Genomic DNA, 25,359 nt, shown 5'->3' on the forward strand with positions numbered 1-25,359 from the left:
CCTGCATGAAGAAACCACTCGAATTCGCCGTCGTGCTCCTGGAGCGCCTGCGGCCCAGCGATTGGCAACGCACGCTCGCGTGGGCGGCACTCGTGGGGTTCACGGGTGCGCTCGCGACGCTCGGGTTCCGCATCGCGCTCGGCGCGGTGGAAACGCTTCTGTACGGCACCGCGGGCGGTCTCGTCGAAGCGGCCGAGTCGCTCTCGTGGTGGCACCGGCTCGTCGCGCCCGCGGTGGGCGGCCTGCTCGCGGGGCTGGTGCTCGTCGCGCTGCGCCGCCTGCCTCAGCGCACGCCCCATGGCGACTACATGGAAGCCACGGTGCTCGGCCGGGGCGACCTGCCGGTGGCGAGTTCGCTTCTGCGCGCACTGTCTTCCGCGTGCAGCGTCATCGGCGGCGGTGCGATCGGGCGCGAAGGTCCGATGGTGCAGCTCGCCGCGCTGACGGGCTCGGTCGTGGCTCGGTGGCTCGGCATGCCCGTTCCACGGCGGCGACTGCTCGTCGCTTGCGGCGCGGCGGCGGGCCTCGCGACCGCCTACGGCGCGCCGATCGCAGGGGCGCTCTTCATCGCGGAGATCGTGCTGCAATCGCTCGCAACGGAGACGCTCGCCGCACTCCTGATCGCATCCGTGTGCGCGCATGCGACGGTCGCGGCACTCGTCGGCACGCAGCCGCTCTACACCATGCCGCCCGTGTCACCCACGGGGGCCGCGCTCGGGGCATGCGGCGTGCTCGGCTTTCTCGCAGGCGTGTGCGCGCCGGTCTACCTCGGCCTGCTCGATCTGTCGAAGGCGGCATTCGCCGCGTGGCGCGTGCCGCTGCCTCTGAAGCTCGCCGCGGGCGGGCTGGCGGTGGGCCTGCTCTCGCTGCAGGCGCCGCAGGTGTGGGGCAACGGCTTCAGCGTCGTGAACGGCATCCTGCAAGGCCACTGGGTCTGGCAAGGTCTCGTCATCGTCCTCGCACTCAAGCTCGCGGCCGTCGCGGCCACGACGGGGTCGGGCGCGGTCGGCGGCATCTTCACGCCCACGCTCTTCGTCGGCGCGGCGAGCGGCGGACTCTTCGCGCTCGCGGCCGATGCGTTCTGGCCGGGCGCGCTGCCGGTGCCCGCGGGCGCCGCGATCGGCATGGGCGCCTTTCTCGCAGCAAGCACGCACGCGCCGCTCACGTCGATCCTGATGATCTTCGAGATGACGGAGAACTACGGCATCGTCGCACCCCTCATGCTCGCGTGCGTGCTCGCCTTCTCGTTTTCGCGCCTCATCCGGCCCGATTCGATCTACGCGTCGTCGCAGCGTGCGAAGGCCGTGGCCGATCCCCGCGTCGCGACGGCGCGCGACCTCGTGCGCGACGAGAGCATCACCGTCGTGCCCGGCGACAGCATCGAAGCGGTCGAGCAGCGCCTCGTGGAAAGCCGGTGGCGCCACGTCTACGTGGTGGATGCCGGGCGCGTCTTCCTCGGCGCCATCGCCATGCACGATCTCGTGGGATTGCTGAAGGAGGCGCACGACGCTGGCGCGCCCTGGCCGCCCCAGCTGCTGCAGTCCGGCTATCCGCGCCTCGCGATGGACATGCCCTTGTGGGAAGTGCTGCGCGTCTTCGAGGACCATCCCGGCGAGCGTCTGCCCGTGCTCGATGCGGCGGGGCGCCTGGCCGGGCACATCGCGAAGACCGACCTCGTCCTGATGCTGCGCGACCAGGTGGCCGTCGCCTGAGCGGAAGGATGACCGCGGCGGCCCGCCGCGCGGTAAGCTCGCGCCGTCATGAGTCACAACCAGATTCCGGTCGAGGATTGCGGCGAGCCGCTGGTCGACGTCGCGGTCGAGGGTGGCCTGCTGATCGGGCCGCCCCCCGAGACGCCGCTCACCGAGCCGGACTATCGCTGGGTGCGCCGCACGGTCTACGAGAAGCTGCTGCGGGTGCAGGAGAACCTGCCCCGCGGGCTGTCGCTGCGGCTCTACGAGGGGCTTCGCAGCGCGGCCGTGCAGCATCGCCTGTTCGAGGAGGAAAAGGCGCGCGTCGCGATCGCGCATCCGCGCTTCACGCCGCGCCAGGTGCATCTCGAAGCGAGCCTTCTCATCGCACCGCCGGTGCATTTCGACGGCACGCCCAACATCCCGCCGCACAGCACGGGCGGCGCCGTGGACGTGGAGATCGTCGACGAGAGCGGCTCGGTGATCGAGTTCGGGATGGAAGCGAAGGACTGGGTCCGCGTCGATGCGCGTTTCTGCGAGACGCGGCACGAGGACCTCACGCCCGAGGCGAGAGCCAATCGCCTGATGCTGTGCGAGCGGATGGAGGCCGAGGGATTCGTGAACTACGTGCGCGAGTGGTGGCACTACTCGTACGGGGACCGGTATTGGGCCTGGATGAGCGGCGCGCCGAAGGCGATCTACGGACCGGTGTCGCGGCCCTGAATCCGCCGGGATGCCGAGCGGACATCCCGGCGTCGCCTCACTGCGGCTCCAGACCGACCTTCTTCACGAGCGCCGCGTACTTCGCAAGCTCGCGCCTGAACGCCTCTTGCGCTTGCGCCGTCGAGCCCACGCTGATCGTGCTCACCGGCGAAGTGGCGAGGTGGCCCGCTCAGACTTCTCCGCCGAGGGCCGCGCAGAGATTTTCGATGTACTTCTCCACGAGCTTCTCGAATTCGCCGGCCACGACGGGCTCCACGATCACCTTCATGACCGCGGGCAGGGGAACGTCCACCGTCCCGTCGATCTTCAGCACGCACTTGGTGGACTTGCCCTTGTTGTCGGTGATCTTCCAGCTGCCGCCCACGAGCGCGTTGCCCACGCCCTTCACGGGCGCCCACTTCACGGTGCGCTTCGCCTCGTCGCTCACGTACTTGCTCGCGTACACGGTCTGGATGTTCACCTGCTTCGTGCCGACCTTCTGCATTTCCCACTTGTAGACGCCCTCGCCCATGTCGGTGAGCTTGTCGACCTTCGGAAAATGCGAAACCGATTCGGGCACGTCGGCCAGCAGCGCGAAGACCTCTTCGGGCTTCGCCTTCACGTCGAATTCGTAGCCCAGCTCGATGCCGACCGTGATGGCCATGCGCGTCTCCTCGTCGTTGCCGATGCGGGCTATTGTGGCTGGTTTGCCGCTCAGGCGCGAGCCGCGGTCCGGGCCGCGACCCGATCGAGACCGGCGCGCGCCGCCTGCACGAGCGTGTCGATCGCGATCGAGGCACCCGTGGCGGTCATCTCCACGCCGCGCGTGTAGTAGCCGCCGCACACCTGCTGCAGGTGCTTCGCATTCCTGCGCGTTTCGGCGTCGAGCCGCGGGCTCGATTCCTTCAGCGCGGCATCCCACCTTGCCTTCGCGGCATCGCCGAGCCGTTCGCTCGAAAGGCGCCAGGTCTCGATGGCGCGGTGCGCGGTGACGTCGAATCCGTCGACGAGGCGGGTGGCGAGTTCGGTGAAATCGGTGCTCATGAAGACCCTCTGTGTTGCTGGACAGAGCCGATTCTGCGCAGGGGCCCTAGGGCTCGCGACCTAAAGGCCTAGAGCCTGGGCTCTACGTGTGCTCTGCCAGTGCTCTACGTGTGCTCTGCCAGTGCGCCGCGGCGACAATCGCCTAACAGAATCCGGCTTCCCCGGAGCCATGCACGAATTCGCCGTCCGTGGTACCGTGCGGCCCAACAATACGGGAGACAAGTCCTTTCATGAGCAACCTTCCGACCCGACTCGCCAGCCTCGCGCCGGAACGCCTGGCCGGCATGCGCCGCGGCATCGAGAAGGAGAGCCTGCGCGTCGCTGCCGACGGCGCCCTCGCGCTCACGCCGCATCCCGCGGCGCTCGGCTGCGCGCTCACGCACCCGAACATCACCACCGACTACAGCGAGTCGCAGCTGGAGCTCATCACGGGCGTGCACGCGAGCGTCGAGCAGTGCCTGGAAGAGCTCACGAACATCCACCAGTTCACCTACCGCGCGCTCGGCGAGGAGATGCTGTGGGTGAGCAGCATGCCCTGCATCCTGCCGGCCGACGAGAACATCCCGATCGGGCGCTACGGCTCCTCCAACGTGGGGCGCGCGAAGAGCGTCTACCGCATGGGTCTCGCGCACCGCTACGGCCGGCGCATGCAGACGATTTCGGGCATCCACTACAACTGGTCGATCCCGGGCACGAGCGATGCGGATTACTTCGGCCTCATCCGCAACTTCCGCCGCCACGCCTTTTTGCTGCTCTACCTCTTCGGTGCGTCGCCCGCGCTCTGCGGTACGTTCGTCGCGGGGCGCGAGCATGAACTGCGGCCGCTTCGCAACGGCACCATGTACATGCCGCACGGCACGTCGCTGCGCATGGGACGCCTCGGCTACCAGAGCGAAGCGCAAGCGAGCCTCGCGGTGAGCTACAACAGCCTCGAAGGCTACGCCGCGTCGCTCCACGACGCGCTCACGCGGCCGTATCCGCAATACGAAGCGATCGGCATCATGAATCCGGGCGGCGAGTACAACCAGCTCGCCACGAGCCTCCTGCAGATCGAAAACGAGTTCTACGGCACGATCCGGCCCAAGCGCGTGATCCGCCCGGGCGAGCGCCCGCTGCACGCGCTGCGCGAACGCGGCGTCGAATACGTCGAAGTGCGGCTCATGGACCTCGATCCGTTCGTGCCGGTGGGCATCAAGGCGCAGACGATGCGCTTTCTCGACGTCTTCCTGCTGCATTGCCTGCTCTCGGAAAGCCCGCCGGATTCGCCGCAGGAAATCGCCGCGCTCGGGCGCAACCAGCACAAGACGGCGGCCTTCGGCCGCGAGCCGGGGCTCACGCTCGAGCGCGACGGCCGCGACGCGAAGCTCGTCGACTGGGCCTCGGAGATTCTTTCGGACTGTCGGCCGGTGGCCGCGGCGCTCGATGCGGTTCACGGGACCACCGACCATGCCGATACGCTGCGTGCCGCCGAAGCGATGCTCGTCGCGCCCGAGATGCTGCCTTCGGCGCGCGTGCTGGAAGCGATGACGCGTGACCATGACGATTCGTTCGTCGCGTTCGCGCGCGCGCGCTCGGCCGAAACGAAGGCCAAGCTCCTGAAGCTGCCCTATGCGGGCGCGCTGCACGCGAAGATGGAAGCGCTGGCCCGCCAGTCCGTGGCCGAGCAGGCCGCCGTGGAAGCGGCGGACACCGTGCCGTTCGAAGTGTTTCGGCAGCAGTACATCTCGCCCGCTCGGCTGGAGCTCACGCAAGAGGCTGTGACGACGGCACTCGCGGCGGTCTGAGGAGAGGGAGAGGGCCAGGGCCAGGGCCAGGGCCAGAGCCAGACCCAGGGCAGGGCCAATGCGCAAGCCCCCACTGCGCACGCAAGGGGCGGGCCAGCTTACAATGCGCTGTTGCGGGCCCGCCTCGCGAAGCCCCGACTCCCGGAACCTCGCCTGGTCGCCTTGCGAAACGGCACCGTTCCGGTTTCGCCCCAGTCCCGGCCCTCACGGCCGGCCCACCGTCCCCTTTCAACCTGCGCGGCGGCCCCGGGGCCTGCCGCGCGAAGACGCCCGGAGCTGCATGGCCAAGGAAGAACTCATCGAAATGCGCGGCCGCGTGGCCGAAGTGCTGCCCGATTCGCGCTATCGCGTCGTGCTCGACAACGGCCACGAACTCGTGGCCTATACCGGCGGCAAGGTCCGCAAGAACCACATCCGCATCATCGCGGGCGACACCGTGTCGCTGGAACTCTCGCCCTACGATCTCACCAAGGGCCGCATCATGTTCCGCCACCTGCCCGAAAGGAGCGGCCCGCCGCCGACGCGGCCCGCGCATTTCCGCCGCTGAAGTGTCTTTCCCGCCGGTGCGGCCGGCTTGCCTGACGCTGGCCGGCACGGCCCGGCTGGCGCACGGCCGGATGCCGAGCTAAGCTGCGGCCGTTTCCCTCGACCTCCGGAGCGTTGGCCATGGAAGTCCGACCCGCCGCCGTCGCCGGGATGTTCTATCCGGGCGACCCCCAAGCGCTGCGCCGCGCGGTGCAGGGCTATCTGCAAGCCGTCCCACGCCCCCACGAAGGCGCACGGTGGCCCAAGGCGGTGATCGTGCCGCACGCGGGCTACGTGTATTCGGGCTCGACCGCCGCGCAAGCCTTCGCGCAACTCGCGCCCGGCCGAGGCACGATTCGCCGCGTCGTGCTGCTCGGGCCGGTGCACCGCGTTCCCGTGCGCGGCCTCGCCTTGCCCGGCGCGACGGCGTTCGAGACACCGCTCGGCACGATCCCGCTCGATGCCGAAGCCATGCGGCTGGCCGCCCGGCTGCCGCAAGTCGTGCTGAGCCCGGGTGCGCACGCGATGGAGCATTCGCTGGAAGTCCAGCTGCCTTTCCTGCAGGAAGTGCTCGGCGACTTCCTGCTGCTGCCGCTGGCCGTGGGCGACGCGACGCCCGGGGAAGCGGCCGAGGTGCTGGACGAGCTCTGGGGCGCGGACGAGACGGTGATCGTCATCAGCTCGGACCTCTCGCACTACCACTCCTACGCCGAGGCGCGCGGCATCGACGACGCGACCGTGCGCACGATGCTGCGCGGCACGCCGAACCTCCATCACGAGCAGGCCTGCGGCGCGACGCCCGTGAACGGCCTGCTCCTCGCGGCGCCTCGGCATGGCCTGCAGCCGCGCCTGCTGAAGCTGTGCAATTCGGGCGACACGGCGGGCGACAAGTCGCGCGTGGTCGGCTATGCGTCGCTCGCGTTCGATCCGCGCGAAGGCAAGCGCGAGCTGCCGCGCGACGCCGGGGCTGAAGTCCCCGAGGACGCGGGAGCGACGCTGCTGCCGATCGCGCGTTCCGCGATTTCGCAGGCGCTCGGCCGCGCGCACGCCGCCGCCGAGCATGCCGCGTGGCTCGGCCTGCCCGGCGCGACGTTCGTGACGCTCAAGAGTGCGGCGGGCGAGTTGCGCGGCTGCATCGGCAGCCTCGAGGCGCGGCGCACACTTCTTGCCGACGTGAAGCACAACGCCGTGGCCGCGGCGCTGCACGATCATCGCTTCGCGCCGCTGCAGGAAAGCGAGCTCGATGCGATCCGCATCGAGGTGTCGCTGCTTTCTGTGCCGCAACCGATCGCCTTTCGCGACGAGGGCGACGCCATCCGCCAGTTGCGCCGCGGGATCGACGGCATCGTGCTGAACGCGGCCGGCCGCCGCGCGACCTTCCTGCCTCAGGTGTGGGAGCAGATCGCCGAGCCCGCCGAGTTCCTCGAGCACCTGAAGCGCAAGGCCGGGCTTGCACCGCGGTACTGGGACCCCCACATCCGTCTGGAACGCTACACCGTGTCGAAGTGGGTGGAGGTGGAGGAGGCCAGGCAGTGAGCGCATCGAGCTTTCCGGGCCGCTGGTGGCACCGTCTGGACGACGGCCGCATCCAGTGCGACCTGTGCCCGCGCGACTGCAAGCTGCACGAAGGCCAGCGCGGCCACTGCTTCGTGCGCATGCGCGAGGGCGATGCGATGGTGCTCACGACCTACGGGCGTTCGTCGGGCTTTTGCGTGGACCCGATCGAGAAAAAGCCGCTGAACCACTTCTACCCCGGCTCGAGCGTGCTCTCGTTCGGCACCGCGGGCTGCAACCTCGCCTGCAAGTTCTGCCAGAACTGGGACATCAGCAAGGCGCGCGACATGGACCGCCTGATGGACCAGGCGTCGCCCGAGCAGATCGCCCGCGCGGCGCTCGCCTGCGGCAGCAAGAGCGTGGCCTTCACCTACAACGATCCGGTGATCTTCGCCGAGTACGCGATGGACGCGGCCGATGCGTGCCATGCGCACGGCGTGCATTCCGTGGCGGTGACGGCGGGCTACATGCGTCTGGACGCGGCGAAGGCCTTCTACGCGAAGATGGACGCGGCCAACGTCGACCTGAAGGCATTCACCGAGGAGTTCTACTTCCGCCAGACGGGTGCGCACCTGTCGCCGGTGCTCGACACGCTCGCCTTCATTCGTCACGAGACCGATTGCTGGCTGGAGATCACGACGCTGCTCATTCCCGGCCTGAACGACGGCGCCGGCGAGATCGGCGAGCTCAGCCGCTGGATGATGCGCGAACTCGGACCCGAGGTGCCGATCCACTTCACCGCGTTCCATCCCGACTACAAGATGCGCGACATCCCCGCCACGCCCGTCTCGACGCTCGTGCGCGCCCGCGAAATCGCGATCGGCGAAGGTCTGCGCTACGTCTACACGGGCAACGTCCACAACGCGCAAGGCGACACCACCTTCTGCCCCGGCTGCCATGCGGCGCTGATCGAGCGGGACTGGTACCGTATCGAGGGTTACCACCTCACGGCCGGCGGCGCTTGTCCTCATTGCGGCCACGCGGTCGCGGGGCGGTTCGAGGCCAAGGCGGGCAATTTCGGCTCGCGGCGAATTCCGGTGCGCCTCGCGGCCTGAGGGCCATGGGGCCCTTCCCGAGGGGTTCAGACCCCCATCGTCTGCCGCCACACCGGCGCGAGCTTGCGCCACCCCTTCGCGTTCGGATGGATTTCGTTCGCCCAGTCGCCGCTCGAGCCCGTCGCGGCCGTTGCGGGATCGAGGTTCGCGAGCGTCGTGGGCACCTGCACCACGTTCGCGTAGCTCGCCGCCCAGTCCTGCACGACAAGCCCGATCTGCCGGAAGACTTCCTCGGTCACCGCGGGCCAAAGCGATGCCGGAATGCCGTGGTTCGTGTAGGCGCGCGCGAGCCACGACTTCCCGCCGGGATACGCCGGCGCGTTGCGCGCGACGGGCACGCAGTAGCTGTTCAGGTAGATTTTCACGTCGCCCTGCGGGCTGTGGCGCACCGCGTCGACGAGCGTTGCGAAATGCCGGTGGAGGTAGTCGTCGCGCAGCTGCTTCACCGCCGTGGCGTTCACGTGGTCCGCACCCGTCATGCCGGCCCGATGGACGTTCAGCAGGCCTTCTCCCACCGGAGGATCGAGCGCGGCGTCGATGAAGTCGTTGCCGCCCGCGCTCACGAGGATCGCGCGGTAAAGCCGGTTGGACGACACCCATTCGAGGAATTCCCCGTTCACGTGCTCGCCGATGCGCACCATCGTGTCGCCGAAGTGCGAGAGGTTCACGAGCAGCGCGTTGTGCCCGCTCGCATCGAAGCTTTCCTGCAGTGCCCACGGCAGCGACAGCTGCGCCGGGCTGCTGCGATCCATCCAGGAGTCGCCCTCGCACAGCAGCACGAATTCGAAGTTCTCGGGTGCGAGCCCCTGGTCGATCGCTCGTCCCCACTCGTGCCCGTAGACGACCGTGGATGCCATGGCGACTCCTGCGCTGGTTGAGATGCGCTACATTGTGCCGCTTCGGTCAACGTTGGAGCAGTAGTTCATGTCACTGGATTTCAAGGGCCGAGTGGCCATCGTCACCGGCGCGGGCGGTGGGCTCGGACGCGAGCACGCGCTGGCGCTCGCCGCGCGCGGCGCGAAAGTGGTGGTCAACGACCTGGGCGGCGCGGTCGACGGCTCGGGCGGCTCGACCTCTGCCGCGCAGGCGGTCGTGAACGAGATTCGCGCGGCCGGCGGCGAGGCGATCGCCAACGGCGCATCGGTCACGGATTTCGCGGCGGTGGAGGCGATGGTGCGGCAGGCGGTGGACACCTGGGGCCGCGTCGACGTCCTCGTGAACAACGCGGGCATCCTGCGCGACAAGAGCTTCGCGAAGATGGACATGGCCGACTTCCGCCTCGTGATCGACGTGCACGTCATGGGCGCGGTGCACTGCACGAAGGCCGTGTGGGCGCTCATGCAGCAGCAGAAGTACGGCCGCATCGTGATGACGACTTCCTCGACCGGCCTCTACGGCAATTTCGGCCAGAGCAACTACGGCGCGGCGAAGATGGCGCTCGTGGGCCTCATGCAGACGCTTGCGCTCGAAGGCGAGAAGTACGGCATCCGCGTGAACTGCCTCGCGCCGACCGCGGCCACGCGCATGACGCAGGACATCTTTCCGGGCGACATGCTCGACAGGTTCGGACCCGAGGCCGTGGTGCCCGCCATGCTGGTGCTCGCCTCGGACGATGCGCCCACGCGAACGATCCTGTGCGCCGGGGCGGGCACGTTCGAGGCGGCCAACGTCACGCTCACGGCCGGACGCCACATCGGCATCGGGCCGAACGTGCCCGAACGCCTCGCGCTGGAACTCCCGGCCGTGCGCGACCGCGCCGGCGAGACGGTGCCCGGCAGCGGCGCGGCGCAGAGCATGAACGAGATGCAGCTCGCGCGCGCCGCGCGCGGTTGAGCTGCGGCAGGCGGGGCCGGGGCCGTCAGAAGTTCGAGTGCGCGAGCAGGTTCGCGATCAGCCCGGTCGCGATCGCGACGAGCAGGAAGTCGCCCGTGTCCGTTCGCACCCACTGGTAGCCGTATGGCGGCGCATAGAGGCCGGGGTAGGCGCCCCAGTTGTTCACGATGTAGCGCGGCCCGCTGTAGTAGCCGCCCACGCGCCAGCTCGGCCCATACGCGTAGCGCGGGGCGTTGCGGTAGACGTAGTGCGGCGTGTCCCGGTAGACGTAGTGCGGCGCGTACTCGCGGTGGCCGGACCAGCCGTGCTGGTACTGCGCGTGCCCGTTCCAGTCGCGGTGGTGCTGGTTCGAAGGCGCGGTGACGACGGGGCCGCCGCCGCCGTGGCCGCGGTGATCCCATTGGTGCTCGGCACGGCCTGCGTCGCCGTGGTGATGGCGTTCGTGGTCCTGCGCGAGGGCGGCGCCGCTGAAGCTCATCGCGGCGGTCGCGACGGCACAGACGGTGGCAATGGACTTCATCATCCTCATGGTAGGTACTCCTTTATCCGATGGCTTCATGATGATCCCCCCGCATGTCGGCGCGGCGAAGGCTCGGCAAAGCGCGGTGACGAGATGTGTGCGCGGCCTGCGGGAATTTGTCACGAGCCACCGCCTGCTCGCCTCAGAACGGCCCCGGCAAGGTCTTCAGGCCGATCCACGCCGCGCCGATCACCGCATTGACGGGCACGGCGAGCGCGCTCGGCACGTAGAAGCAGGCCGAGAGCCCCGGGGCGTTGAACGTCCATTCGAACAGGTGCCCGAGGCCGTAGAGCAGCAGGCCGCACCAGACCCACCGCCGCATGTAGGTCGGCAGCCACCGGGCCTGCGACTGGTTGTGGCGCCACGCGGCCATCCGTTCGAACATGCTGCCGCGGCTCGCGTCCCTGAACAGCCAGCCGAAGAAGAAATAGCGGTACAGCAAGGTGCGAAAGGCGGTCTCTTGCACGGTAGCCTCAGTGTGAGGATTTTTCGCGCGGGCGACAAGGCGGCATCGTAGGATCGCGGCGCCGCCGGGTGTGCGGCCGATCCTTGTTCAGGGCCGGCGCGGCCGGGTCAGGCCTGGATCACGAGCGCCGCGAGTCCCGCCATCACGAGCGCGAGCCCGAGCCGCTCGGTGGGCGCGAGGTGCTCGCGCATCAGCCGGCGTGAGACGAGGTAGCTGAAGACCACCTCCACCATGCCGATCGCTCGTACGTTGACGGCCGAGGTCAGGGCGAATCCGGCGAACCAGCCGACCGATGCGAGCGCGCCCATCGCCCCGGCGGCGATCGACACGCGCCAGGCCGTGGCGGTCGCGCGCAGCGACTGCGGCGACTTCCACGCGAGCCAGCCGCCCAGGAGCAGCGTCTGCAGCGACTGCCCGAGGAGTACGCCCCAGCCCGAAACGAACCAGGGGGACGCGCCGGGCGACGCGCCGGCCCACTCGAGCGCCGCGCCCCGATAGCCCACCGCGGACAAGGCGAAGCCCGCGCCGGAGGCGAGTCCCCAGGAGGCCGCGAGCCAGCCGCCCTCGGCTCCCGCGGAGGCCACGTGCGTCCTCGGCAGCGAGAGCATCACCACGCCCGCGGTCGCCATCGCGATCGCGAGCACCGCGAGCCAGCCCGGCACTTCGCGCAGCAAGAGCGTGCCGAAGAGCGCGACGAGCAGCACGTCGGTTTTCGAGAAGGCGACGCCCACCACGAAGTTGCGCTGCTTCATGGCCAGCAGCATCGCCGCGGTGGCCACGAGCTGCGCGACCGCGCCGAGCGCGAGCCAGGCGAAGTAGGCGAGCCGAAACGGCGGGAGATCGCCCGGCGCGGGCGAGGCCAGGTGGAGCACGGCCACCCAGGCGAGGGCGAATGGGATGCCGTAGAGAAACCGCGCGAGCGTCGCGCCGAGCGTGCCGGCCCGGGCGATGAGCGAGCGCTGCGCGGCGTTGCGCGCGGTCTGCGCGAGCGCGGCCCACACCACGATCGGGATCCAGGCCCAGGAAGCCGCGAGCACAGCCGCGGGCTGCGTCATGAGCCGACCAGCTTCTCGACGAACGTGCGTCCGTACGGGCTCGTCATCAGCACCAGCGCCACGCCCGGCTGCACGATGTGGCTCTCCTCCGGGTTGAAGCGCCACTGCCCGTTCTCGTGCAGGGCCATCAGCATGTAGTGCGGCGAGCGCGGCAGGAGTTCGGACACGCTGCGCGGCTCGAATCCCGCGGGCACCACCACCTCCTCCACGCGCAGGCCCTCGTCGCTGCGCAGCATCTGGTCCATGAAGTTCACGACGTGGGGTCGCACCATCGCGGAGGCGATGCGCATGCCGCCCGTGAAGTCCGGCGAGACGATCTCGTCGGCGCCCGCGCGGCGCGCCTTGTCGGCGTTGCGCACGTCGTGCAGCCGCGCGACCACGCGCGCCTTCGGGTTCAGGAGTTTCACCGAGAGCGCCACCATCAGGTTGTGGCTGTCGTCGCCCGTGACCGCGAAGACGCCCGCGGCGCGCGCGACGCCCGCCTTGCGAAGCGCCTCGTCGTCGGCCGCGTCGGCGTTCAGGTAGAGCGTGTCGGGGTGCTTTTCTCGCCACGCCTCGATCGCGGCGAGGTTGGATTCGATCACCACGAACGCTCGCCCGGTTTTCACGAGCTCCTCGGCGACGTTGCTGCCCACGCGGCCCATGCCGCACACGATGTAGTGGCCGACGAGCGCGGCGATGTGGCGATCCATGCGTTTCTTCCGAAAGGTTTCGTTCAGGTCGGACTCGATCAGCAGCGCGAGGAAGGTGGAAAAGAGATAGCTCATGGTGGCGATGCCCACCACGGCGATGGCGACGGTGAAGAGCCTGCCGGCCGGCGACGCGCTCAGGTCCACGACTTCCGCGTAGCCGATCGTGGCCACCGTGATGAAGGTCATGTAGAAGCTGTCGACCCACGAGGCATGCGGCCAGCCGATCACGTGGTAGCCGACCGTGCCCGCCGCCAGCACGAGCACGAGCACGGCGCCGCCGCTCACGAGGCCGCGAAAGTGCCGGCTGCGAAAGACCTTGTGCAAGGGGTCCGGTGTGCGTATCGAGTCCATGCTCCTGGCGAAAAATTGTACGTTGGGCCCCGTTGGGAGGCCGGCGCGCGAAGTGCTAAGCTGTCCCGACCGCCAGTACCACGAGACCGCACCATGCCCGGATTGCTCCCCCACGTCGACCCCGAAGGACTGCTCGAGTTCTCCGTCGTCTACACCGATCGCGCCCTCAATCACATGTCGCGCGCCTTCCAGGGCGTGATGCGCGACATCTCCTCGATCCTGAAGGAGGTCTATCGCGGCCACGCGAGCGTGCTGGTCCCCGGCAGCGGCACCTTCGGCATGGAATCGGTCGCGCGCCAGTTCGCCACGGGGCGCGACGTGCTCGTGATCCGCAACGGCTGGTTCAGCTATCGCTGGACGCAAATTTTCGAGATGGGCAACATCCCGAAGTCCTCGACGGTGCTGAAGGCGAGCCGGCAGGGCAGCGCGCCCACGTCGCCCTGGGCGCCGCCGCCGGTGGAAGAGGTCGTGCGCGCCATCCGCGAGACGAAGCCCGCGGTCGTCTTCGCGCCGCACGTCGAAACCGCGAGCGGCATGATCCTTCCGGACGACTACATGAGAAAGGTCGGCGACGCGGTGCACGAGGCGGATGGCCTGTTCGTGCTGGACTGCATCGCCTCCGGCGCCATGTGGGTCGACATGCAGGCGTGCAACGTCGACGTGCTCGTCTCCGCGCCGCAAAAGGGCTGGAGCAGCTCGCCTTGCTGCGCGATGGTGGTGCTGAGCGAACGCGCCCGCCGCGCCATCGACGCGACGACGAGCACGAGCTTCGCGATGGACCTCCGGAAGTGGCTCCAGGTGATGGAAGCCTACGAGGGCGGCGCGCACATGTACCACGCGACGATGCCCACCGATGCGCTCACGCGTCTTTGCGCGACGATGAAGGAAACGCGCGAATACGGCTTCGCGAAAGTGAAGGCCGAGCAGCAGGAGCTTGGCCGAAAGGTGCGAGCGCTCTTCGAAAGCCGGGGGCTTGCGAGCGTGGCCGCCGCGGGCTTCCAGGCGCCGGGCGTCGTCGTGAGTTTCACGAGCGACCCCGAACTCCAGTCCGGGCGCAAGTTCATCGGCGAGGGGCTGCAGACTGCCGCCGGCGTGCCGCTGCAATGCGACGAGGGCCCCGACTTCCGCACGTTCCGCATCGGCCTCTTCGGTCTCGAGAAGTGGCACCACGTCGAGCGCACGGTGGCGCATCTGGAGGCGGCGCTGGATCGCCTGGGCGTCGTGGCCGAAAGCGCCCGCGCGGCGCAGGCGGCCTGAGGAAAACCATGCGCGCGGCCGCGCTCGTCGTGCTCGGCGCGCTCGTCGCCGGGGCGGGTGCAGCGCATGCGGGCGGAGACACGTTCCTCGCGGGCGGCGACGTGCGCTCCGCGCGTCCGATCGAGGGCGACTTCATGGCCTTCGGCGGCCACGTGCTGATCGATGAGCCGGTCCGCGGCGATGCGGCCATCGCCGGCGGTGCCGTCGAAGTGCGCTCTGCGGTCGGCGACGACCTGGCCGCCGCGGGCGGCAACGTGAGCATCGATGCGGCGGTCGCGGGCGACCTCATGGCGGCGGGCGGCAACGTCACGCTGTCGAAGCAGGCCGTGATCGGCAAGAACGCGCGCATCTATGCGGGCGACGTCGTCGTCGACGGCCGCATCGAAGGCGATCTCAAGGGTTCGGCGCGCAAGTTCACCATCAACGGCGAAGTGGGCGGCGACGTGCGCGTGCAGGCCGAGGATGTGGAGCTCGGCCCCGAAGCGAAGATCGGCGGCACGCTCGCCTACACCTCGCGCAACGAACTGAAGAAAGCCGAGGGTGCGGCCATCGGTGGCGGCATCGCGCGCGACGCAGGGTCGCCGCGCAGGACGCTGAGGGAACGCGAGCCCGAATCGCCGCTTGCCTGGCTCGTGCGCAGCGTCGTGGTCTACCTGGGCCTGCTCGCCTGCGCGGCGCTTTTCATGGTGCTGTTCCCCGCGTTCGCCCTGCGGGCGGCGCAACGGGTTCGCGCGTCGCCCTGGCTCGCTCTGGCGGTCGGCGTGGCGGTGCTCCTCGCGGTGCCGGTCGCGGCGGTGCTGATGATGATCACGATCCTCGGCATCCCGCTCGCGCTCGTCACGCTGGCGGCCTATCCGGTGCTCCTCCTCGCGGGTTTCGTGCTGGGCGTGGTGTTTCTCGCGCGGCTCCTCGCGCGCGCGGTGCGCCACGAGGATGTCGAGGGCTATTCGCAGGTCATGGGCTACGTGGCGGTGGCGCTCGTGGGCGTCGTGCTGCTGCATCTGGTGCCCTTCGCGGGCGGCTTGTTGATCGCTCTGATGAGCCTCGCGGGTCTGGGTGCGCTGCTTCTCGAGCTGTTCAGCCGCTGGGGGCTCGCGCGCAAGGCGGTCTGACCGATCCGGGGGCGTGACCGGCAGACCGGCAGACCGGCAAACCGTCATCCCGGCAGACTGTCATCCCGGCAGATCGTCATCCCCGCGAAGGCGGGGATCCAGGGTGTTCCCAGTGGCGGGTGCGCACAGGCGTAGCATGCAAGCATGAGCACGCCCGCACGCACTTCACCACCCACTCCACCGCGCATCGCGCCGCTGCCCGCGCCGCGGCCCGAAGAGACCGAGTCGATCCTCGCCGCCCTCATGCCGCCGGGCATGGAGCCGCTCAAGCTCTTCACCACGCTCGCCCACCACCCCGAAGTGCTGAAGCTGCTGCGCGCGATGGGCAACCTCGTGTTCAAGTCGGGGCTGCTCGATGCGAGCCAGCGGGAAATCGTGATCCAGCGGGTCTGCGCGCGCAAGGGCGCCGAGTACGAATGGGGCGTGCACGCGAAGCTCTTCGGCGCGAAATTCAATCTCGCGGGCGAGCGGCTGCACTCGCTCACCTTCGACGACAAGCCGGGGGAGCTCTTCAGCACGCAGGAGCAGGTGTTGATCGCGGCCGTCGACGAGCTCTGTTCGGCAAGCGCCGAGATCGGCGACGCGAACTTCGAGCGCATGCGTTCGGCCGGCTTCAGCGACGCGCAGATCCTCGAAGTGGCCGCGGTCGCGGGCCTCTACCACGTGATCGCCTTCCTCGTGCGAACGAGCCGCGTCGAAAACGAAACCTTCGCGATGACCTTCGACGCGCTGCGGCGCGCGGGCGGCTGAGGCCTACTCGATCCGCATGCCCGCCTTCTTCGCGACCTCCCGCCACCGCTCGGTCTGCGACGAAAGAAACGCGGCGAATTCCGCCGGGGGCATGGGCGCGACCGCGATGCCGATTGCGTCGGTCCGCTCGGCGACCTGCGGATTGGCGAGGGCGGTCGCGACGTCCGCCGCGATGTGCTGGGCGACGGTGCCGTCGGTGCCGCCGGGCGCCACGAGGCCGAAGAAACTCTCCACGAACAGGCCCGGGAATGTCTCGGCCAGGGTGGGCACCTGCGGGAGGTAGCGGCTGCGCTGGCGCCCACTGGTGGCGAGCGGCACGAGGCGGCCCGCCTTCACGTGGGGCATGCTCGAGAAGACCGGCTCCACGAGGAATTCGATGCGTCCCGCGGCAAGCTCGATGAAAGCGGGGCCCGAGCCTTTGAACGGCACGTGCAGCAGCTCGAGCCCGGCGCGCTGCTTGAGCATCTCCAGCGCGAAGTGCATCGAACTGCCGGCTCCTGCGGTCGCGCAGCTGTACTTGCCCGGGTTGGCCTTCACGCGGGCGAGCGCGTCCGCGAGACGGTCGGCGCCGAATGCCGGCGATGCAGAGAGCAGCAGATCGGACGTGCCGATGCGCGTGAGCGGCACGAAGTCCCGTTCCGGGTCGAACGGCAACGAACGGATCGCGGGGTTGATCACGTGCGGCGTGGCGATCATGCCGATCGTGAGGCCGTCGGGTCGCGACTTCGCGACGAAGTTCGTGCCGAGCACGGTCCCCGCGCCGGGGTGATAGTCGACGATCACGTTGGCCGGACTCCAGAGCGGCGCGAGCGCAGACGCGAGCAGCCTCGCGATGATGTCCATCGCCCCGCCGGGATCGTTGGGCACGACGAGCCGCACCGGCGCGCCGGGCTGGAAACGCCCCGTCTGGGCGACGTTGCCCTGCGCGAGGGCCGGAGCGCACGCCGCGCCGCCGAGGAATGACAGAAAATCCCTTCGAAACATGCATGGCTCCAAATGAATCGAACCGAGTCCGTTGCCGGACATCCTAACGCCGAGATGCGAATCCACGCCGAACTCACCGCGGACCTCAATGGTTTCCAGCGCGGCGCGGTCCTCCATGCCCTTGCCGCGCTCGACGTCGTCGGCCTGATCCGTGATGGCGCCGACACCTGCGAGCGCGCGTGCGAGCGCCTGGGCGCCGATGCCTCGGCGCTCGCGCGGCTGCTGGACGCAGCCGTGCGCTTCGGCCTCCTCGCGCGTGAAGACGATGCGACCTATCGCGTCACCGAGCGGGGCGCGTTGCTGGACCCGGCGCATCCGATGTCGGTCCATCCCTACGCGCGCCTGAGCGTCGAGCAGTACTGGCCGGCGTGGGCGCGCATCGCCGAGGCCGTGCGCACGGGCGAAACAGCGTTCGACAAGGTCTTCGGCTGTACGCCCTGGGAATACCGCCGCGATCGTCCGGAGCAAGGCGCGATCTTCGACACATGGCAAGGCGGCGAATCGCGCAAGGTGCTCGGGCAGATCATGCAACGGCTCGATCTGTCGATGCATCGCACGGTGGCGGACATCGCAGGCGGCAGCGGCGCCCTGGTGGAAGCCTGCCTCGAGCGCTGGCCGCACCTGCGAGCCACGCTCTTCGAGCAGCCGCACACGCTCGCCGCGAGGCAGCATCGTTTCGGCGAGCGGCTGCAGCTCGTGGCGGGCGACTTCTTCCGCGAGGTGCCGGTGGCCGCCGACTGTCTGCTGCTCAAGAGCGTGCTGCACGACTGGGGCGACGCCGAGGCCGTGGCGATCCTTTCGAACTGCCGCCGTGCGATGCGCGACGACACGCGGCTCGTGATCGTCGAGCGCGTGCTGTGCGAAGGCGTGAGCGACGGCGCGTACATGATCGACCTGCACATGCTCCTCGTCACGGGAGGCCGCGAACGCACGCTCGCACAATACGCGGCGCTCGCGCGTCGCGCGGGCATCGAAGTGGCCGGCATGACGCGCACCGCGGGGGATTTCAGCCTCGTCGAATGTCGCGCGGCAAGCTAAGGAGCAGTTCGGAATGACAGCCAATCTCTACGAGTGGTGCATGGCTCGCGGCGGCGAAGGCGGCGAAGCCGGCGAAGGCGCGACGGCGGTGCGCTGGCAAGGGGGCGTGCTGAGCTACGCCGAGCTCGACGCGCTCGTGAACCGGCGCGCGGCGACCTTGCGCGAGAGCGGCATCGACAGCCAGGCGATCGCCGCGCTGCGCTTCGTTTCCCAGTTCGAGCTCGCGCTCACCGCGCTGGCGCTCATGAAGGAATGCGTGCCCTTCATCGCGATCCCGCGATCGCAGACGGCGCAGCTGGCGTCGCAATGGATCGGCGAGGCGCGCGCGACGATCCTGTTGACCGACAACCCGGGCAGGCGCCTCGATGCGACGGCATCGCTTCTCGTCGGTTGCGATTCGGATCGCGAAGCCGCCTCGCCGCGCTCGGCGGCGCCGCGCGGCGACGGGCTTGCGATGATCATCGGCGGCAGCGGCTCGACCGGGCGCAGCAAGCTCATTCCCATCACGTGCGAGCAGATGGAAAACCGCGTGCTCGACACCATCGAGACCCTGGGCCTCACCGCGCGCGACGTGAGCCTGGGGCTCGTCCACCTAGAATTCGCCTCGGCGATGCACCGGTTCCTCTCCGTGCTGAAAAGCGGCGGCTCGACGATCCTTGGCGACTTTCCGATTGCCGAGGCGATCGACCGCGCCGGGCGCGAGGGCGTGACCGTGATCAGCTCCACGGCCGTCCATGCGGACATGCTGCTCGCGCAGGCGGGAAGTGCCAGGCAGCCCGTGTTGCCGCGCTTGCGCATGATGACCATCGCGGGATCGACCATCTCCGAGCCGCTCCGGCGGCGCGTGATGGAGGCGATCACACCCAACCTGTGGGTGGGCTACGGCACCAATGAATGCTGGTATGCCACCGCGGCCACGCCGGAGATGATCCGCACGACGCCCGGGACGGTCGGCGTCGCCTCCAGCCGCTCCGAGGTGCGGCTGGTGAGCGACTCCGGCGAACCGGTCGCGGCGGGCGAGGTGGGGCTCATCGAGATTCGCGGCCGCTCGGTCGTGTCGGGCTATTGGGACCCGGGCCTGCCCGAGAACGGCGCGTTCAGGGACGGCTGGTTCCGGCCGGGCGACCTCGGGCGCGCGACGGCCGACGGGCAGATCGTCTTTTGCGGCCGGTCCGACAACATGATGATCTTCAACGGCGTGAACATCTACCCGGTGGAAATCGAGAACTGCCTGCTCGCCTTTCCGGGCATCGCCGAAGCCGTGGCTTTTCCGTCCGGCGACCCCGTCCACCAGGACGTGCCGGTATGTGCCGTGGTGTTCGAGGAGGGCGTGCAGCCGGACGTGAAAGCGCTCGCGCAGTTCGCCCGGAAGCAGCTGGGGTTTCGCGCTCCGCGCGCCGTGTACCTCTTCCCCAGGCTGCCGAGGACGACGCTCGGCAAGGTCTCGGTGCCCGAAGTGATCCGGATCACGGCGAAGGTGGCGCTGCGGAAGGTCTGAGGCGCCTCACTCTTCATCTTCATCTTCATCTTTCTCTTCGGGCGGCGACGATCCTGTCGATTTCGGGGGAATCATCCGTCATAGTTTCGCCGGGCCGTGCGGCCTCGCATCTTTTCGCAAACCTCAGCCAAGGAGAAAATTCCATGCCCATGCTCGACAGCTATCTCTTCTTCGACGGCAACTGCGCCGAAGCCATGCGCTTCTACCAGGGCGTGATCGGCGGTGAACTGCAGCCGATGATGAAGTACGGCGATTCGCCCGACCCCAAGCAGTGTCCCGCCGGCTCGGCCGATCGCATCATGCACACGAGCCTCACGGTGGATGGCCGCAACCTCATGGCGTCGGACACGCCCGCGGGGCAGGGCAAGCCGATGCAGGGCTTTTCGCTGTCGCTGTACTACGCGAGCCCCGAAGAGGCGAAGCAGAAGTTCGCGGCGCTCGCCGAGGGCGGCACGGTCGTCCTGCCGATCGGCCCGACCTTCTGGGCGAAGGCGTTCGGAATGCTCACCGACCGGTTCGGCACCCCGTGGATGGTGAGCGGCGGCGGGATGGAGCAGGGCGCGGACTAACTAGCCGAGGAGTTCCTGGGGCCGCGTCGTCTCGGCGATGTAAGCTTCATGATCTGTTCAAGCCAAGGGAGCGAGCCATGCCTGCCGATATTTCCAGGGAGACACCGCCGGTCTTCTCGGGCACCAAGTTCCACTTCGAAGCCGAGTGGGGCGCGGTCATGCTGACCTTTCAGGAGGTGTCGGGCCTCGACGTGCGCACGCCCGGCCTGAAGCTCGGTGACTTCGCGGCCGATGCGCCAACGGCTGGGGAAGCGCCGGACCACGTCGTCATCAAGCGGGGAACGTTCGAGCGCGGCGACGACGCGCCTCCGCAGCTTTCGGCCGCCGACGCGGCCGAGCCATTGACGATCCGCATGAAGGACGATCTGGGCAACACGATGATGACGTGGACGGTCGCATCGGCGCGCCCCGTCACGATCGTCGGCGCTGAAGCGGCGTCCGAGGGAAAGAGGGTGGCCTTCGAGACGATCGGGTTCTCGCACGGCGGGGTGAAGACCGGCGCTTCCTGACGCGGCCTCCGTCGGTTCGCGCCGGGTCGCGCCGGGTTCGCGCCGGGTTCGCGTGCCCGGCGACCCTCGGTTAAGCTCCATCTCCCCCTGTTGGCGAGTTGGAGGCGACACCATGAACCTGCTTCGAACGGCAGCGCGCGCGCTGGCGCTCTTCACCCTGGCCGCGACACTTGCCGCGCCCGCCGATGCGCGTACGCTCGAAGAGATACGCAAGGACGGCAGGATCGTCATCGCGACCGAAGGCGCGTTCGCGCCGTTCAACTTCTTCGAGGGCAAGCAGCTCACGGGGTTCGAAATCGACGTCGCGAATGCGATCGCGGCGAAGATGGGCGTGAAGCCCGAGTGGAAGGCCATCGGCTTCGACGCACTGCTCGCCGGCCTGCAGCAGGGCCGCTGGGACATGGTGATCGCATCGCACGGCATCACGGAGGAACGCGCGAAGGCCGTCACGTTCGCCGATCCGCACTACTGCTCCGGCGGCGTGATCGTGGCGAAGGACTCGCGCATCCGCGGCGCGGGGGATCTCGCGGGCAGGAAAGTCGCGGTGCAGACGGGCACGACCTATCTGGACAACGTGAAGAAGATCGCGGGCGTGGCGGAGGTGAAGAACTTCCCGCAGGATGCCGATGCGCGCAACGCGCTTGCCACCGGGCGCGTCGACGCATGGGTCACCGACCGTTTCGTCGCGAAGCAGGCGCTCGCCGCGCACCCGGGCGCGGGCATGAAGATGGGCGACTTCCTCTTCGTGGAGCGCATCGCGTCGGCGGTGGCCAAGGGCAACCAGCCGCTCGTCGCGGAAATCGACCGCGCGCTCGCGGCGATCATGGCCGACGGCACATACGCCGCGATCTCGAAGAAGTGGTTCCACGAGGACGTGCGGTGCAAGTGATCGCGCGGTCGCGCGGCACGGCCGGCATGCTGGCCAGCGCGGCGGGGATGGTGCTCATCCTGTGGCTGATCGCGATTCCTCTATCCTGGGCGCCGGAGCCGATCGGCGGCAACGCGCAACTCTTCGCGGAGGGAACGCGCGTCACGGTCTTGCTCACGCTCGTGTCCGGCGCGGCGGGCCTTCTGCTCGGGCTTTTTGCCGCGCTCGGGCGGCTGTCGGGCGTGGCCGCGTTGCGCTGGGCGGCCGGCGCCTACCTCTGGATCATCCGCGGCACGCCCCTCATCGTGCAGGTGCTCTTCGTGTTCTTCGCGTTGCCCTCGCTCGTGCCCGCGCTTCAGTTGAGCGATTTCGCATCGGCCTGCGTGGCGCTTTCGCTGAACGTGGGCGCGTACAACGCGGAGGCGATCCGCGCGGGGCTGATGGCGGTGCCGCGCGGCCAGACGCTTGCCGCGCAGTCGCTCGGCATGAATCGCCGGCACGCGTTCGCGGGCGTCGTGCTGCCGCAGGCGACGCGGATCGCGCTGCCGCCGCTCGTGAACAACGTCGTGGCGCTTTTGAAGGATTCGTCGCTGGCGTATGCGATCGGCGTGGTCGAACTCACCAATGTCGGCAACCGCATCCAGGCGGCGACCTTCCAGCCGCTTGCGACGCTCACGACCACGGCGGTGATCTATCTCGCGCTGACGACGGTGACGACGCGGTTTTCGGATGCGCTGGAGCGGCGCTATGCGCTGGCCTAGACAGCCTGCCGAATCGCGCCAAAGACGCCATTATTCTGGCGAAAACACGGAGATATCGCTAGAATAATTTCATGGCCCAGCGCTCCTCCCCCCTGCTGCCCGCGACCGAGCGGCGACTGCACGACCTGGGCGAGCGCATCCGGCTGGCGCGCTTGAGGCGCAGGCTCACCGCGCGCCACGTGGCAGAGCGCGCCGGGATGTCGCCGATGACGCTTCGCGGCATCGAGCGCGGCGGACCGGGTGTCACGATCGGTGCCTATGCGGCGGTGCTGCAGGTACTCGGGCTCGAGGCGGATATCGACCATCTGGCGACACAGGACGCGATCGGCCGGGACTTGCAGGACAGCCGGCTGCGGCAGTCGCCTGCGCGCGCGCCGGCACCTCCAGCCGCGGTGCAGAAGTCGAAGATCGTGCCTTCGCGGCAAGCGCCTTCGTCGCCTCCACCCACTCTCGAGCCTGCCGTCGCGGCATCGGCCGCATCGCGACGCAAGGCGAGTGCGAGCGGCGTGAGTGCGCAGGACCTTGCGAAGCTGATCGTCCCTGCGCCCGCGCCGTCGCCTGCAAGCGCCGGCCGGCGTGGGCGAAGGAAGACCTGACGTGCCGCGGCGCATGTTCGTCTACGCCGACTGGCAAGGGTTGGCGGGCCCTCGCCGCCTGGGCACGCTTCACGCCCGGACAGGAAGCGCGCGCGAACTGTTCGAGTTCGAATTCGCGAAGGATGCGCTCGAGGATGCGTCGCTCACCGGTGTCCAGCTGGACCCGCGGATCGGTGCTTTCGAAGGTCCGCAGCACGCAACCAGGGGTGCTGCGAACTTCGGCGTGTTCGCCGATGCCAGCCCCGATCGCTGGGGGCGCCTGCTCATGCAGAGGCGGCTGGATCGGCTGAAGCGCGCGGGCAGCGTCGAGCGCAGCTATCGCCTTCAGGAGTCGGACTACCTGCTCGGTGTGCACGATGCGTTTCGCGCGGGTGCCCTGCGGTTTCGCCTGCAGGAGGAGGGCCCCTTCCTCGATAACCAGCACGGCGTCGCCGCGCCGCCTTTTGTCCGTCTGCGGGAGCTGGAAGCGGCCAGCCAGGCCCTGGAGGACGAATCCCTGACGGGCCGGGAACCCGGCATCGACGAATGGCTGAGGATGCTCGTGGCGCCAGGCGGCTCGCTCGGCGGCGCACGTCCGAAGGCGAGCGTGGCGGACGAGCACAACAACCTCTGGATCGCCAAGTTTCCGAGCATTCGGGACTCGCATGACGTGGGTGCATGGGAACTGGTCGTGCATTCGCTGGCCGTCGCATGCGGCCTCGCGGTGTCGCCCGCCAGGGCGCAGAGGTTCGGCAGCGATCGACATACCTTCATGGTGCGGCGGTTCGATCGCACATCGGCCGGAGCACGACTGCACTTCGCGTCGGCGATGACGCTGACGGATCACCAGGACGGCGACGATGCTTCCAGCGGCGCGAGCTACCTCGAAATCGCGAGAGTCCTCATCCGGTACGGTGCGCAGACGGCCGTTGACCTGAAGGAACTCTGGTCGCGCATCGTCTTCAACATGCTCGTATCCAACACGGACGATCACCTGCGCAATCACGGCTTCCTGCTCGTGCCCGGCAAGGGGTGGCGCCTGTCGCAGGCTTACGACATGAATCCCTCGCCCGAAGGCGGCGGGCTGCGCCTGAACGTGAGCGAGTCGGATAACGCGCGCGACGTGGAACTCGCGCGAGACGTCGCCGGATATTTTCGGGTGAAGCCTCGTGATGCGGCCGCGATCATCGAGCGTTTTCGTGCCGTCGTCGCGAAATGGCGCGTGCTCGCGGGCAGGCTCGGTGTTTCGCAAAGAGAGCAGGAGTGGATGGCCCCGGCGTTCGAGTTGGCGCAGGCGCCGTAGCCGGCCGCAGCCGGCTCTCGCCTCACGGCTTCACGAACTTCAGCACGAATTCATCCTTGGGCATCGGCGGCACGGGCGTGTTCCTGTCGCGCGGATCGTTCGGGTTGCGCATGAAGTTGCCGACCTCGGCGAGCCGGAAGCCCGCCGCTTCCACTTCACTGCGAACGAAAGCCTCTTCCACCCGATGCAGCGTGCCCGCCTCGGAGATGCCCGTGCCCGGCCGCCCCGAATGATCGGCGATCACGTACACGCCGCCCGGCTTGAGCGCGCGAAAGACTGCCGCATTCAACTTCGCGCGATCGACACCCATATGGCCGAAATCGTGATAGTTGAACATCAGCGTGACGAGATCGAGATGGCCGATGGCTTCGGGCGGCGCGGGGTCCTCGAAAGGACGTGACACCACGGCCAGGTGAGCAAGCGCGGGATTGCGCGTGCGCTCCGCGAGCGTGGGCAAGGGCGGCGGCGTGCCGGCAGGCAGCGGGGCGGCCTGGCCTTCCGGCTGCGCGGGCGGCGTCGCATTCTCGCGACGGGGTGCATTCTGCGCGTAGACCTTGCCGGTCGGGCCGACGGCGCGAGCGAGGAGCTCCGACGTATAGCCGCGCGCCGCGCTCACATCGAGCACCGTCATGCCCGGCCGCACGCGGATGAACGCGAGCATTTCGGCGGGGTGGCGCCGGATGTCGTTGAAGCGGTCGCCGGCGGAGCGGTCCGGCGCGGACAGCACGGCGCCGATGCGGTCCGCCGTGAGGCCATCCGTGGAGGCGCAGCCGGCGAGCGCGGCGAGCAGCGTGGCGAGACAGGTGAGACAGGCGAGCGAGGCAGGCAGGCGCGTGATCTTCATGGCTTGCGCACTATGCACT

27 protein-coding genes are annotated in these 25,359 nt (G+C 68.9%); 18 read left to right on the plus strand and 9 right to left on the minus strand.

The window, feature by feature from the left end; translation table 11 throughout:
• Positions 1-5 precede the first annotated feature (5 nt).
• Together VHA82_RS22915 and VHA82_RS22920 are read left to right on the plus strand one after the other, a co-directional pair.
• On the plus strand, positions 6-1,712 hold the full coding sequence (locus tag VHA82_RS22915; protein ID WP_325547492.1) for a ClcB-like voltage-gated chloride channel protein: 1,707 nt from the start codon (positions 6-8) through the stop codon (positions 1,710-1,712).
• A 48-nt stretch (positions 1,713-1,760) separates the two neighbouring features.
• Complete coding sequence (locus VHA82_RS22920; RefSeq protein WP_325547493.1) at positions 1,761-2,414, plus strand: M15 family metallopeptidase; 654 nt, start codon at positions 1,761-1,763, stop codon at positions 2,412-2,414.
• A gap of 169 nt (positions 2,415-2,583) precedes the next feature.
• Here VHA82_RS22920 and VHA82_RS22925 read toward each other — a convergent pair whose 3' ends face one another.
• Together VHA82_RS22925 and VHA82_RS22930 are read right to left on the minus strand one after the other, a co-directional pair.
• Positions 2,584-3,057: an SRPBCC family protein gene (locus VHA82_RS22925; protein ID WP_325547494.1), complete on the minus strand. Its 474-nt coding sequence runs from the start codon at positions 3,055-3,057 to the stop codon at positions 2,584-2,586.
• A gap of 50 nt (positions 3,058-3,107) precedes the next feature.
• The gene (locus tag VHA82_RS22930; protein WP_325547495.1) at positions 3,108-3,437 is read right to left on the minus strand and encodes a hypothetical protein; all 330 of its coding nucleotides are present in this window, start codon (positions 3,435-3,437) and stop codon (positions 3,108-3,110) included.
• A 230-nt stretch (positions 3,438-3,667) separates the two neighbouring features.
• Between VHA82_RS22930 and gshA the strand changes: the two genes are divergently transcribed.
• The 4 genes from gshA (at position 3,668) to amrS (ending at position 8,355) form a co-directional block, all read left to right on the plus strand.
• The gene (gshA, locus tag VHA82_RS22935) at positions 3,668-5,221 is read left to right on the plus strand and encodes a glutamate--cysteine ligase (RefSeq protein WP_325547496.1); all 1,554 of its coding nucleotides are present in this window, start codon (positions 3,668-3,670) and stop codon (positions 5,219-5,221) included.
• A 280-nt stretch (positions 5,222-5,501) separates the two neighbouring features.
• Positions 5,502-5,768: a translation initiation factor IF-1 gene (infA, locus tag VHA82_RS22940; protein WP_325547497.1), complete on the plus strand. Its 267-nt coding sequence runs from the start codon at positions 5,502-5,504 to the stop codon at positions 5,766-5,768.
• Between the two features lie 119 nt (positions 5,769-5,887).
• A complete protein-coding gene (gene amrB / locus VHA82_RS22945) occupies positions 5,888-7,282 on the plus strand; it encodes an AmmeMemoRadiSam system protein B (RefSeq protein ID WP_325547498.1) in 1,395 nt (464 codons plus the stop codon).
• The gene (gene amrS / locus VHA82_RS22950) at positions 7,279-8,355 is read left to right on the plus strand and encodes an AmmeMemoRadiSam system radical SAM enzyme (protein ID WP_325547499.1); all 1,077 of its coding nucleotides are present in this window, start codon (positions 7,279-7,281) and stop codon (positions 8,353-8,355) included. Before amrB ends, amrS begins: the two co-directional genes overlap by 4 nt.
• A gap of 26 nt (positions 8,356-8,381) precedes the next feature.
• Here amrS and VHA82_RS22955 read toward each other — a convergent pair whose 3' ends face one another.
• Positions 8,382-9,212, minus strand: coding sequence for a hypothetical protein (locus VHA82_RS22955; RefSeq protein WP_325547500.1), 831 nt, complete (start codon positions 9,210-9,212; stop codon positions 8,382-8,384).
• 67 nt (positions 9,213-9,279) lie between these two features.
• Between VHA82_RS22955 and VHA82_RS22960 the strand changes: the two genes are divergently transcribed.
• Entirely contained in the window at positions 9,280-10,188 is a 909-nt protein-coding gene (locus tag VHA82_RS22960; protein ID WP_325547501.1) for an SDR family NAD(P)-dependent oxidoreductase, read from the plus strand.
• Between the two features lie 25 nt (positions 10,189-10,213).
• On the opposite strand, the gene VHA82_RS22965 is transcribed toward VHA82_RS22960, so the two are convergent.
• The 4 genes from VHA82_RS22965 to VHA82_RS22980 form a co-directional block, all read right to left on the minus strand.
• On the minus strand, positions 10,214-10,717 hold the full coding sequence (locus tag VHA82_RS22965) for an RcnB family protein (protein WP_325547502.1): 504 nt from the start codon (positions 10,715-10,717) through the stop codon (positions 10,214-10,216).
• Between the two features lie 133 nt (positions 10,718-10,850).
• Positions 10,851-11,174, minus strand: coding sequence for a hypothetical protein (locus tag VHA82_RS22970; protein ID WP_325547503.1), 324 nt, complete (start codon positions 11,172-11,174; stop codon positions 10,851-10,853).
• 107 nt (positions 11,175-11,281) lie between these two features.
• The gene (locus VHA82_RS22975; protein WP_325547504.1) at positions 11,282-12,229 is read right to left on the minus strand and encodes a DMT family transporter; all 948 of its coding nucleotides are present in this window, start codon (positions 12,227-12,229) and stop codon (positions 11,282-11,284) included.
• Positions 12,226-13,272, minus strand: a complete 1,047-nt coding sequence (locus VHA82_RS22980) for a potassium channel family protein (RefSeq protein ID WP_325547505.1) — start codon at positions 13,270-13,272, stop codon at positions 12,226-12,228. The genes VHA82_RS22975 and VHA82_RS22980 overlap by 4 nt, the downstream gene beginning before the upstream one ends.
• Before the next feature lie 93 nt (positions 13,273-13,365).
• Here VHA82_RS22980 and VHA82_RS22985 point away from each other — a divergent pair, with 93 nt between their 5' ends.
• The 3 genes from VHA82_RS22985 to VHA82_RS22995 all read left to right on the plus strand — a co-directional run bounded on the left by VHA82_RS22985 (position 13,366) and on the right by VHA82_RS22995 (position 16,391).
• A complete protein-coding gene (locus VHA82_RS22985; protein WP_325547506.1) occupies positions 13,366-14,529 on the plus strand; it encodes an aminotransferase class V-fold PLP-dependent enzyme in 1,164 nt (387 codons plus the stop codon).
• Positions 14,530-14,537: 8 nt separating this feature from the next.
• Complete coding sequence (locus VHA82_RS22990; RefSeq protein WP_325547507.1) at positions 14,538-15,641, plus strand: polymer-forming cytoskeletal protein; 1,104 nt, start codon at positions 14,538-14,540, stop codon at positions 15,639-15,641.
• Between the two features lie 144 nt (positions 15,642-15,785).
• The gene (locus VHA82_RS22995) at positions 15,786-16,391 is read left to right on the plus strand and encodes a carboxymuconolactone decarboxylase family protein (RefSeq protein ID WP_325547508.1); all 606 of its coding nucleotides are present in this window, start codon (positions 15,786-15,788) and stop codon (positions 16,389-16,391) included.
• A 3-nt stretch (positions 16,392-16,394) separates the two neighbouring features.
• On the opposite strand, the gene VHA82_RS23000 is transcribed toward VHA82_RS22995, so the two are convergent.
• Positions 16,395-17,375: a Bug family tripartite tricarboxylate transporter substrate binding protein gene (locus VHA82_RS23000; RefSeq protein ID WP_325547509.1), complete on the minus strand. Its 981-nt coding sequence runs from the start codon at positions 17,373-17,375 to the stop codon at positions 16,395-16,397.
• A 12-nt stretch (positions 17,376-17,387) separates the two neighbouring features.
• Between VHA82_RS23000 and VHA82_RS23005 the strand changes: the two genes are divergently transcribed.
• The 8 genes from VHA82_RS23005 to VHA82_RS23040 all read left to right on the plus strand — a co-directional run bounded on the left by VHA82_RS23005 (position 17,388) and on the right by VHA82_RS23040 (position 24,496).
• Positions 17,388-18,413 carry a methyltransferase gene (locus tag VHA82_RS23005; RefSeq protein ID WP_325547510.1) on the plus strand — a complete coding sequence of 342 codons (1,026 nt, stop codon included), beginning with the start codon at positions 17,388-17,390 and terminating at the stop codon, positions 18,411-18,413.
• Between the two features lie 13 nt (positions 18,414-18,426).
• On the plus strand, positions 18,427-19,911 hold the full coding sequence (locus VHA82_RS23010) for a fatty acid--CoA ligase family protein (RefSeq protein ID WP_325547511.1): 1,485 nt from the start codon (positions 18,427-18,429) through the stop codon (positions 19,909-19,911).
• A gap of 143 nt (positions 19,912-20,054) precedes the next feature.
• Complete coding sequence (locus tag VHA82_RS23015) at positions 20,055-20,480, plus strand: VOC family protein (RefSeq protein ID WP_325547512.1); 426 nt, start codon at positions 20,055-20,057, stop codon at positions 20,478-20,480.
• A 77-nt stretch (positions 20,481-20,557) separates the two neighbouring features.
• Entirely contained in the window at positions 20,558-20,989 is a 432-nt protein-coding gene (locus VHA82_RS23020) for a phage tail protein (protein ID WP_325547513.1), read from the plus strand.
• Between the two features lie 112 nt (positions 20,990-21,101).
• Positions 21,102-21,878, plus strand: a complete 777-nt coding sequence (locus tag VHA82_RS23025) for an ABC transporter substrate-binding protein (protein ID WP_325547514.1) — start codon at positions 21,102-21,104, stop codon at positions 21,876-21,878.
• Between the two features lie 26 nt (positions 21,879-21,904).
• Positions 21,905-22,618: an amino acid ABC transporter permease gene (locus tag VHA82_RS23030; RefSeq protein ID WP_325547644.1), complete on the plus strand. Its 714-nt coding sequence runs from the start codon at positions 21,905-21,907 to the stop codon at positions 22,616-22,618.
• A 71-nt stretch (positions 22,619-22,689) separates the two neighbouring features.
• A complete protein-coding gene (locus VHA82_RS23035; protein WP_325547515.1) occupies positions 22,690-23,214 on the plus strand; it encodes a helix-turn-helix domain-containing protein in 525 nt (174 codons plus the stop codon).
• A 1-nt stretch (position 23,215) separates the two neighbouring features.
• Complete coding sequence (locus VHA82_RS23040) at positions 23,216-24,496, plus strand: HipA domain-containing protein (RefSeq protein ID WP_325547516.1); 1,281 nt, start codon at positions 23,216-23,218, stop codon at positions 24,494-24,496.
• 22 nt (positions 24,497-24,518) lie between these two features.
• On the opposite strand, the gene VHA82_RS23045 is transcribed toward VHA82_RS23040, so the two are convergent.
• A complete protein-coding gene (locus VHA82_RS23045; protein WP_325547517.1) occupies positions 24,519-25,340 on the minus strand; it encodes a hypothetical protein in 822 nt (273 codons plus the stop codon).
• Positions 25,341-25,359: the final 19 nt, after the last annotated feature.

This window comes from Ramlibacter sp., from assembly GCF_035548915.1.
GTDB lineage: Bacteria > Pseudomonadota > Gammaproteobacteria > Burkholderiales > Burkholderiaceae_C > Ramlibacter.

What these genes read in the sequence shown, in the direction of transcription:
- VHA82_RS22915 (WP_325547492.1), top strand. Translation starts at nt 6, where the DNA reads ATGAAGAAACCACTCGAATTCGCCGTCGTGCTCCTGGAGCGCCTGCGG.
- VHA82_RS22920 (WP_325547493.1), top strand. Translation starts at nt 1,761, where the DNA reads ATGAGTCACAACCAGATTCCGGTCGAGGATTGCGGCGAGCCGCTGGTC.
- VHA82_RS22925 (WP_325547494.1), bottom strand. Translation starts at nt 3,057, where the DNA reads ATGGCCATCACGGTCGGCATCGAGCTGGGCTACGAATTCGACGTGAAG.
- VHA82_RS22930 (WP_325547495.1), bottom strand. Translation starts at nt 3,437, where the DNA reads ATGAGCACCGATTTCACCGAACTCGCCACCCGCCTCGTCGACGGATTC.
- gshA (WP_325547496.1), top strand. Translation starts at nt 3,668, where the DNA reads ATGAGCAACCTTCCGACCCGACTCGCCAGCCTCGCGCCGGAACGCCTG.
- infA (WP_325547497.1), top strand. Translation starts at nt 5,502, where the DNA reads ATGGCCAAGGAAGAACTCATCGAAATGCGCGGCCGCGTGGCCGAAGTG.
- amrB (WP_325547498.1), top strand. Translation starts at nt 5,888, where the DNA reads ATGGAAGTCCGACCCGCCGCCGTCGCCGGGATGTTCTATCCGGGCGAC.
- VHA82_RS22955 (WP_325547500.1), bottom strand. Translation starts at nt 9,212, where the DNA reads ATGGCATCCACGGTCGTCTACGGGCACGAGTGGGGACGAGCGATCGAC.
- VHA82_RS22960 (WP_325547501.1), top strand. Translation starts at nt 9,280, where the DNA reads ATGTCACTGGATTTCAAGGGCCGAGTGGCCATCGTCACCGGCGCGGGC.
- VHA82_RS22965 (WP_325547502.1), bottom strand. Translation starts at nt 10,717, where the DNA reads ATGAGGATGATGAAGTCCATTGCCACCGTCTGTGCCGTCGCGACCGCC.
- VHA82_RS22975 (WP_325547504.1), bottom strand. Translation starts at nt 12,229, where the DNA reads ATGACGCAGCCCGCGGCTGTGCTCGCGGCTTCCTGGGCCTGGATCCCG.
- VHA82_RS22980 (WP_325547505.1), bottom strand. Translation starts at nt 13,272, where the DNA reads ATGGACTCGATACGCACACCGGACCCCTTGCACAAGGTCTTTCGCAGC.
- VHA82_RS22985 (WP_325547506.1), top strand. Translation starts at nt 13,366, where the DNA reads ATGCCCGGATTGCTCCCCCACGTCGACCCCGAAGGACTGCTCGAGTTC.
- VHA82_RS22990 (WP_325547507.1), top strand. Translation starts at nt 14,538, where the DNA reads ATGCGCGCGGCCGCGCTCGTCGTGCTCGGCGCGCTCGTCGCCGGGGCG.
- VHA82_RS22995 (WP_325547508.1), top strand. Translation starts at nt 15,786, where the DNA reads ATGAGCACGCCCGCACGCACTTCACCACCCACTCCACCGCGCATCGCG.
- VHA82_RS23000 (WP_325547509.1), bottom strand. Translation starts at nt 17,375, where the DNA reads ATGTTTCGAAGGGATTTTCTGTCATTCCTCGGCGGCGCGGCGTGCGCT.
- VHA82_RS23005 (WP_325547510.1), top strand. Translation starts at nt 17,388, where the DNA reads ATGAATCGAACCGAGTCCGTTGCCGGACATCCTAACGCCGAGATGCGA.
- VHA82_RS23010 (WP_325547511.1), top strand. Translation starts at nt 18,427, where the DNA reads ATGACAGCCAATCTCTACGAGTGGTGCATGGCTCGCGGCGGCGAAGGC.
- VHA82_RS23015 (WP_325547512.1), top strand. Translation starts at nt 20,055, where the DNA reads ATGCCCATGCTCGACAGCTATCTCTTCTTCGACGGCAACTGCGCCGAA.
- VHA82_RS23020 (WP_325547513.1), top strand. Translation starts at nt 20,558, where the DNA reads ATGCCTGCCGATATTTCCAGGGAGACACCGCCGGTCTTCTCGGGCACC.
- VHA82_RS23025 (WP_325547514.1), top strand. Translation starts at nt 21,102, where the DNA reads ATGAACCTGCTTCGAACGGCAGCGCGCGCGCTGGCGCTCTTCACCCTG.
- VHA82_RS23030 (WP_325547644.1), top strand. Translation starts at nt 21,905, where the DNA reads ATGCTGGCCAGCGCGGCGGGGATGGTGCTCATCCTGTGGCTGATCGCG.
- VHA82_RS23035 (WP_325547515.1), top strand. Translation starts at nt 22,690, where the DNA reads ATGGCCCAGCGCTCCTCCCCCCTGCTGCCCGCGACCGAGCGGCGACTG.
- VHA82_RS23045 (WP_325547517.1), bottom strand. Translation starts at nt 25,340, where the DNA reads ATGAAGATCACGCGCCTGCCTGCCTCGCTCGCCTGTCTCACCTGTCTC.